Below are 947 nucleotides of genomic sequence, written 5' to 3' on the forward strand. Positions count from 1 at the left end.
TTTACACAAGATTCTTGACGCTACCTTATTGACAGCTATAGCTAGTAATTTTAATGTACTACTTATGAGTAGAATTATAACAGCCCTATCATCTGGGCCTCTGATGTCGACTGCTATTACCTTTGCAGCTGTAATTGCTCCTCAGAGAAAAAGAGCTTGGCTAATATCTTGGGTGTTCTCAGGCTTCAGTATCGCTTCAGTTTTTGGCGTACCTTTAGGTACTTGGATAAGTGATAACCTTAACTGGCGATTAACTTTTTGGACAATTTTTTTTGCCTCAGTCTTTATTACTATCGTAGTTTTCTATTTGCTACCTCATAATTTAACACAAAATGGAACACATAATATATTCAAACAGTTAGCTATCTTAAAAGACAAAAGAATCATCTGGGGTATTCTGGTCCCGGTCTTTAATTTTAGTGCCATTTATATCATTTATACCTATTTGAAGCCAATATTAATTAAAGAGTTAAGTTTCTCCCACAATAATGTCATAATTGTTCTATTTTTGTACGGACTATGTGGATTGGTAAGCAACCAAGTGAGTGGGCGTATAGCAAACATGAAATGGAAAAGCAATTTAAAAAAATTTTTTATTCTTCAAGCTATTAGTATCTTTCTTATATTCATAAGTGGAAATTTAACATGGCTAAAAATCAGTGCCATTCTCATAATGGCTTTAACAATGTCTATTTCTAACTCACCCATGCAATTGTATTACATGGATATTGCCAAACAAAATTATCCCCAATCATTGGTTTTAGCTTCTTCTTTTAATTCAATTTTTTCAAATGTTGGAGTTGCTACCGGATCTGCAATTGGAGGATATGTCGTGGCCACTGTAGGCTTAAGCGGTTTGGGCATTGCAGGTAGTGTCTTTAGTGTTTTCACAATAGGTGTTCTAACAATATTAATTAAGTATAGGTAGATTGCAAATTTAATCCGAA

At 34.0% G+C, this 947-nt stretch carries 1 protein-coding gene; it reads left to right on the plus strand.

The genetic code is table 11. From position 1 onward, the window contains the following. On the plus strand, positions 1-928 hold a 928-nt coding region (locus tag FD07_RS11910; protein ID WP_057161959.1), incomplete at its 5' end, for an MFS transporter. Positions 929-947: the final 19 nt, after the last annotated feature.

This window comes from Levilactobacillus parabrevis ATCC 53295, assembly GCF_001434055.1.
Taxonomy (GTDB): Bacteria; Bacillota; Bacilli; order Lactobacillales; family Lactobacillaceae; genus Levilactobacillus; species Levilactobacillus parabrevis.